Raw genomic sequence first — 6,659 nt, 5'->3', positions numbered from 1 at the left:
GGGCTCGGCGGAGGGCGTCACCACCGGGGTGGGCGTGGCGGCGGCCTGTTCCCCACTCTGTCCGGCGCAGCCGGTACACAGCAGCGCCGCCATCAGCGCCAGGCAGCACAGTCGTCTCACTGCCGCCACCCCATCTCCCGCTCGTAGGCCAGGATGGTCTCCAGGTTGGCCTGCTCGTAGGCATTGAATACGCTGGTGTCAAAGGTGGAGGCGTTGAGCCCCTCCACCGGGGTGTACCAGTTCTGGCGGTCAAAATAGTCCTGGATCTCCTGGCTGGAGAACTGATAGCCATACCGGGCATAGATCTCGTTGCGGATCAGGCTTACCTCCTCCTTGGTGAAGGGGGCCAGATCGCTCTTATCGATGTACTGGCTGTCGGTGGGCAGCAGATAGTCGCCGTCCATGGTGTCCGGATCGTCGTCGTCCCGGCTGCCCAGCAGCTCCAGCCAGATGTCACCCCAGCCCGCCGATGCGGCCTGGCTGTAGGTGATGCCGTAGTAGGTCCACTCCCGCAGGCCGTCGTCGTACCAGTAGGCCTCATAGGGGGAAGATCCGTCGGAGCTGCCGTTGACATAGAGGTTCATCCACTCATCCAGCCAGCCCTGCTCCCAGGCCTCCCGGAAGGTGGTTCCATTGATCCGGCTAGTGAGCAGCTGGTCCATATCCAGCTGAATGGGATAGCTGCTCTGCTCCTGATCGGGGGTCTGGGTGGGCTTGCCGTCCTCCTCCGGCGGCTCACTCTCAATGGGCTGCGTCTCCATGACGTCGGAGGGGCTGGGGCTGGCCTCAGCATCGGAAGAAGTGGGCTTCAGAATGCCCATAGCCATCACCAGGACCACAATCGCGCCGATCACCAGCACACACAGAATCACCGCCAGGGCAATGTAGCCCCCCTTCCGGCGGGGCGGCTCCTGCTCCGGCCCGGCCATCTCTACAGAGGGCTGCCGGGGCGGCCCCTTGGGCGGCTCGTACCTGGGAGGCTCCACGGGAGCCTGTGGGGCGGGCTGAGCAGGCTGGGGCGGACGGTTCTCGGGCTTGGTGGTGGGCTTGCCGCATTTGTTGCAGAAGGCGGCGGTATCCGCCAGCTCCGCCCCGCAGTATTTACAAAACATGGCGCAGAACCTCCTTCCTCTCAGGCCGGCTCACAGGGTATCCACCTGATAGCCCAGGGTACGGCTCTCGCCGGGGGCCAGGGTGATGCAGAATGCCTTGTCACCCAGCTCCGGGCCCTCTCCCGCCTCGGCGGACATTCCGTGCCAGGGCTCGATGCACACATAGGGCGCCGCCTTGCCCGGCATGGACCACAGAGCCAGCAGCGGGAAGTCGTGGAAGCGCACCCGCACGCCCTTGCCGGACTTTTTGCTGTGCAGCTCCACCTGCCGGGACTTGAGGCCCCGGAAAATCAGGGTATCCATCTCGTCAAAGTATTTGTAGTCCAGAGGCAGCACGTCGGTGTCCTCCAGACAGGGCCGGGTACGGTTCAGGTCCACCCCGTTGGCGTCGGGCACCAGGGTGGGACAGGTCTCTTTCTGCTCAAAGCGCACCTCGTAGTCGGTAAAGGCCTCCCCCTCCTCCAGGGGGCAGCGGAAGCCGGTGTGGGCCCCCAGGCAGAAGGGCATGGGCTTGTCCCCGGTGTTGGTCACCGTCACAGAGGTGGTAAAGCCGGTGTCGGTGAGCTGCTGGCGCACCACCAGCCGGAAGGGATAGGGATAGACCGCCAGAGTGTCGCCGCTCTCCCGCAGCTCCAGCTCCGCCCAGTCCTCCCCCTGCCCGGCCACCGCAAACTCGCTGGTGCGGGCAAAGCCGTGGCGGTTCATGGAGACCTCTTTCCCCTCAATGTGGACCTTGCCGTCCTTCAGGCCGCCCACAATGGGGAACAACAGGGGATTGCGCCCCGGCCAGTAGGCCGGATCTCCCGTCCAGATATATTCCAGGCCGTTTTCGTCCCGATAGGACACCAGCTCGCCGCCGTGAGTGGCCACCCTTGCGGTCCGCCCGCCCCGTTTCAGTTCCAGTTCCATCACATACGCCTCCTTGTGTTGCTACCTGCATTATACCGGCCCTTTTCCTCCAATGCAAGGCCGCGGTGTTTGACATATGGCCGGTTCGGGGATAAAATAGGAGAGACTTTATAATAGGAAGGAGCAGCCACTATGCTGTTTGCCCCATATGAGCGGTTCCATTATGTCCGTTCCCCTCTGGTGGAGGTCATCTGTCAGCTTCGCTTCCCCACCATTCTGTCCATCGGCGCCAATGAGCCCGCCGCCTTCCAGGAGGCCATCCGGAAGGACTTCCCCAAGTATATGACCCGGCAGGAGCAGCTGCCCCCCAAGGTGGTGAAGAAGGGCAACGCCACCGCCCTGGAGCCTCAGAAGCCCATCATCAACTACCACTTCATCTCGGAGGACGGCCGTTGGAAGATCAACCTGACCCAGAACTTTATCGCCCTGTCCACCCTGTCCTATCAGCGGTGGGAGGACTTTGCCATCCGGCTGGACCAGGCTCTGGCCCAGTTCATCCAGATCTATCAGCCCGCCTACTTTGAGCGCATCGGCCTGCGGTACGTCAACGCGGTGTCCCGGAAGGCCCTGGGCCTGGAGGACCAGCTGTGGGACGATCTGATCCAGAGCCAGTATCTGGGCATCCTGGGCGAGCCCGACGTGGAGGAGAGCGAGATCGTCAAGTGCGCCTTGGATGTGGAGACCCCCCTGGTGGGCGGCTACCGCATGAAGCTCCATGCCGGTCCCGGCCTGGTGGGGGCCAACAATCCCCAGAACGCCAACCAGCCCAAGGAGACCCGGTTCATTCTGGACGGGGACTTCTCCGCTGCCGGTCAGGTCAATGCCGACGCCGTGCCTGAGAAGCTGGAGAAAATGCACCGCTTCGCCGTCTGCCTCTTCCGGGGCGCCGTGACCAACACCCTCCACGAGGCCATGGGCCCCACCCCCGTCGCCGAATGACCGGGGAGATGACCATCCGTCCCGCCCGCCGGGAGGAGCTGGAGGAGATCTGGGCCATGGTGGGCCGGGCGGTGGTCCACATGAATCAGCTGGGCAACCCCCAGTGGGGGGAGGACTACCCCACCCGGGACTTCTACGCCGGGGACATGAACCGGGGGGAGCTCTACGCCGCCTTCCTCGGCGGCAAGTTGGCCGGTGTGGCCTGCGTCAACACCAGCGAATCTCCCGAGTACGATCCCCTGCCCTGGACCACCAGCCGCCCCGCCGTGGTGATCCACCGCATGGCCATTGATCCTACCTTCCAGCGTCATGGGGTGGGCTCCGCCCTCTTCGCCTTTGCCGAGGAGGAAGCCCGCCGCCGGGGCATTGCCGCCATGCGCATCGACACCTATTCCCTCAATGACCGGATGCAGGCTCTGATCCGCAAGATGGGCTTTTCCAAGGTGGGGGAGATCCACCTTCACGGCCGACCCCTCACCTACCCCTGCTTTGAGAAGGATCTGCATCAGGAGGAACAGCCATGAAAAAACTGCTGCTGGTGGTGGACTACCAGAAGGACTTTGTGGACGGCGCCCTGGGCTTTGCCGGGGCGGAAACCCTGGACGGCCCCATTGCGCAGAAAATTGCCGCCTATTACGCCGCCGGTGACGACGTGGCCTTTACCCTGGACACCCACCAGGAAAACTACCTGGACACCCAGGAGGGGCGGAAGCTGCCGGTGCCCCACTGTCTGATGAATTCGGAGGGCTGGCAGCTCTACGGCAAAACCGGACAGGCCATAGACAGGAGCCGGGACATGGTGGTATGCAAGCCCGCCTTCCCCTCCCTGTGGCTGGGCAACTGGCTCAAAAGCCAGGGGTATGACCGCATTGAGCTGGTGGGGCTGGTGTCCTACCTGTGCGTGCTGTCCAACGCCATTATGGCCAAGGCCGCCCTGCCCGAGGCGGAGCTGGTGGTGGACGCCGCCTGCACTGCCGGTCCCGACCCCGTCCTCCACCACAACGTGCTGGACCTGATGGAGGCCCTGCAGATCACGGTCATCAACCGGGAGGTTACAACACCATGAAGGAACATATGAACTACACCCTGCTCTGTGATTTCTACGAGCTCTCTCCCAGGTGAATGTCCCATTCACCTGGGGTCCCAATCCCATTTAATATGCGGGCGGCGAAACTGAATTCCGCCGCCCTGCGCCGCTTACCGCGGCGCCCCGCCTTGCGGGGCCCCATGGTGAGCCATAAACCGGGAGGTTTGAACGCCATGAAGCAACACATGAATTACACCCTGCTCTGTGACTTTTACGAGCTCACCATGGGCAACGGCTATTTCCAGACGCCGGGCTACACCGAGCAGATCTGCTATTTCGACGTCTTTTTCCGCAACGTACCCGACGGGGGCGGCTTCGCCATTGCCGCCGGGCTGGAGCAGGTCATCGACTATGTGGAGCGGCTCCACTTCGATGAGGAGGACATTGCCTACCTGCGGGGCAAGGGCTGCTTCTGCGAGGGCTTTTTGGAGTATCTGAAGAACTTCAAGTTCACCGGCGACATCTGGGCGGTGCCCGAGGGCACCCCCATCTTCCCCCGGGAGCCCTTCCTCACCGTCCGGGCCCCCGCCATTGAGGCTCAGTTTATTGAGACCTTCCTGCTGCTCACCCTGAACCACCAGTCCCTCATCGCCACCAAGACCAACCGCATTGTGCGGGCGGCGGACGGGCGGCCGGTGAGCGAGTTCGGCTCCCGCCGAGCCCAGGGTCCCGACGCCGCCATTCTGGGCGCCCGGGCCTCCTATATCGCCGGCTGCGCAGGCACCGCCTGCACCCTGGCCGACGAGGTGTACGGCTCCCCCGCTGGCGGCACCATGGCCCACTCCTGGGTCCAGATGTTCCCCGACGAGTATACCGCCTTTAAGACCTACTGCCAGCTCTACCCCCACTCCGCCACCCTGCTGGTGGACACCTACAACGTGCTGAAGTCCGGCGTGCCCAACGCCATCCGCGCCTTCAAGGAAGTGCTGCTCCCCCAGGGCATCACCAACTGCGCCATCCGGCTGGACTCGGGCGATTTGACCTATCTGTCCCGGAAGGCCCGGCGGATGCTGGACGCGGCGGGGCTCACCGAGTGCAAGATCGTGGCCTCCAACTCCCTGGACGAGTATATCATCCGGGACCTGCTGCTCCAGGGGGCCCAGATCGACTCCTTCGGCGTGGGCGAGCGGCTCATCACCTCCAAGAGCGAGCCGGTGTTCGGCGGCGTGTACAAGCTGGCCGCCATCGAGGACAAAGAGGGGAATATTATCCCCAAGATCAAAATCAGCGCCAACCCGGACAAGATCACCAACCCCGGCTTCAAGAAAGTGTACCGCCTCTTCGACAACGAGACGGGGAAGGCCTTTGCCGATCTCATCACTCTGTGGGACGAGACGGTGGACGAGAGCAAGCCCCTGGAGCTCTTCGACCCGGACGCCACCTGGAAGCGCAGCGTGTTCACCAACTTTACCGCCAAGGAGCTGCTGGTGCCGGTGTTCCAGGGCGGCAAGCGGGTGTACGACTCCCCTCCCATCGCCGAGATGCGGGCCTGGTGCGCCGGGCAGATCGACCTGCTGTGGGACGAGGTAAAGCGGTTTGAGAATCCCCACAACTACTATGTGGACCTGTCCCAGAAGCTGTGGGATCTGAAGCAGAGCCTGCTGACCCGGGAAGGGAAATAAATAAACAGGACTGCCGCAAACTGTGCGGCAGTCCTGTTTTTTGTCTTATTCCAGATCCAGCTCCACCGGGCAGTGGTCGCTGCCGGTGACGTCGGCGTGGATGATCTGGTCCTTCACCCGGGGCAGCAGACGCTCCGACACGATGAAGTAGTCGATGCGCCACCCGGCGTTGTTCTTCCGGGCGTTGAAGCGGTAGCTCCACCAGGTATAGGCCCCGGTCTTGTCCGGATAGAGGGCCCGGAAGCTGTCGGCAAAGCCGCTGCCCAGCAGGACGGTCATTTTCTCCCGCTCCTGGTCGGAGAAGCCTGCGTTGCCCCGGTTGGTCCTGGGGTTCTTCAGGTCGATCTCCTCATGGGCCACGTTCAAATCGCCGCACAGCACCACTGGCTTTTTCTGGTCCAGAGCCATCAGGTAGGCGCGGAAATCGTCCTCCCACTGCATCCGGTAGTCGATGCGGGCCAGCCCCTCCTTGGCGTTGGGGGTGTAACAGCACACCAGATAGAAGTCCTCATACTCCGCCGTGATCACCCGGCCCTCGGTGTCGTGCTCCGGGATGCCCAGGCCGTAAGTCACGGCCAGAGGCTCGGTTTTGGTGATGAGGGCGGTGCCGGAGTAGCCTTTCTTCTCGGCGCTGTTCCAGTAGATGTGGTAGCCCGGCAGGTCCAGCTCGATCTGGTGGGGCTGGAGCTTGGTCTCCTGGAGGCAGACGGCGTCGGCGTCCATCTCCTTGAAGAAGTCCAGAAAGCCCTTGCCCAGGCAGGCCCGCAGGCCGTTGACGTTCCAGGTGATCAGCTTCATTCCCAGTCCTCCGCCTTCCATTTCATGGGTTTTCCGTCGCTGTCCAGCAGCGGGGTAATACCGCCGGCATATCCGTCGTGCATCTCCAGGTAGAGCATACCGGTCTTGGTATCCAGCAGAACCCGGGTGGCATCGGCCACACCCTGGGTGTAGATCACCTGAAAGCGCTTATCCTTTCCCATAGACACGCTC

Annotated in this window: 8 protein-coding genes; 4 read left to right on the top strand and 4 right to left on the bottom strand. The window is 63.1% G+C overall.

Annotated elements, in window-relative coordinates; all coding sequences use genetic code 11:
- Positions 1-116 precede the first annotated feature (116 nt).
- Entirely contained in the window at positions 117-1,112 is a 996-nt protein-coding gene (locus B5G40_RS13440; RefSeq protein WP_087399980.1) for a YARHG domain-containing protein, read from the bottom strand.
- Between the two features lie 30 nt (positions 1,113-1,142).
- Positions 1,143-2,021 carry an aldose 1-epimerase family protein gene (locus B5G40_RS13435; protein ID WP_087272771.1) on the bottom strand — a complete coding sequence of 293 codons (879 nt, stop codon included), beginning with the start codon at positions 2,019-2,021 and terminating at the stop codon, positions 1,143-1,145.
- A 132-nt stretch (positions 2,022-2,153) separates the two neighbouring features.
- Here B5G40_RS13435 and B5G40_RS13430 point away from each other — a divergent pair, with 132 nt between their 5' ends.
- From B5G40_RS13430 to B5G40_RS13415, 4 genes are all read left to right on the top strand, one after another.
- Complete coding sequence (locus B5G40_RS13430) at positions 2,154-2,960, top strand: TIGR04255 family protein (RefSeq protein WP_087399978.1); 807 nt, start codon at positions 2,154-2,156, stop codon at positions 2,958-2,960.
- Positions 2,957-3,484 carry a GNAT family N-acetyltransferase gene (locus tag B5G40_RS13425; RefSeq protein ID WP_087399976.1) on the top strand — a complete coding sequence of 176 codons (528 nt, stop codon included), beginning with the start codon at positions 2,957-2,959 and terminating at the stop codon, positions 3,482-3,484. Before B5G40_RS13430 ends, B5G40_RS13425 begins: the two co-directional genes overlap by 4 nt.
- Positions 3,481-4,026 carry a cysteine hydrolase family protein gene (locus B5G40_RS13420; RefSeq protein WP_087330108.1) on the top strand — a complete coding sequence of 182 codons (546 nt, stop codon included), beginning with the start codon at positions 3,481-3,483 and terminating at the stop codon, positions 4,024-4,026. Before B5G40_RS13425 ends, B5G40_RS13420 begins: the two co-directional genes overlap by 4 nt.
- A 194-nt stretch (positions 4,027-4,220) precedes the next feature.
- The gene (locus B5G40_RS13415; protein ID WP_206407248.1) at positions 4,221-5,669 is read left to right on the top strand and encodes a nicotinate phosphoribosyltransferase; all 1,449 of its coding nucleotides are present in this window, start codon (positions 4,221-4,223) and stop codon (positions 5,667-5,669) included.
- Positions 5,670-5,714: 45 nt separating this feature from the next.
- Here the strand turns inward: B5G40_RS13415 and B5G40_RS13410 are convergent, their stop codons facing one another.
- Positions 5,715-6,467, bottom strand: coding sequence for an exodeoxyribonuclease III (locus tag B5G40_RS13410; RefSeq protein WP_087399974.1), 753 nt, complete (start codon positions 6,465-6,467; stop codon positions 5,715-5,717).
- Positions 6,464-6,649 (bottom strand): DUF6440 family protein, encoded by a 186-nt coding sequence (locus B5G40_RS13405; protein WP_087189135.1) that lies wholly within the window; start codon positions 6,647-6,649, stop codon positions 6,464-6,466. The genes B5G40_RS13410 and B5G40_RS13405 overlap by 4 nt, the downstream gene beginning before the upstream one ends.
- Between the last annotated feature and the right edge of the window lie 10 nt (positions 6,650-6,659).

This window comes from Flavonifractor sp. An9 (assembly GCF_002161245.1).
Lineage (GTDB): Bacteria > Bacillota > Clostridia > Oscillospirales > Oscillospiraceae > Flavonifractor > Flavonifractor avicola.
This window is presented reverse-complemented; position numbering and strand designations above follow the sequence as displayed.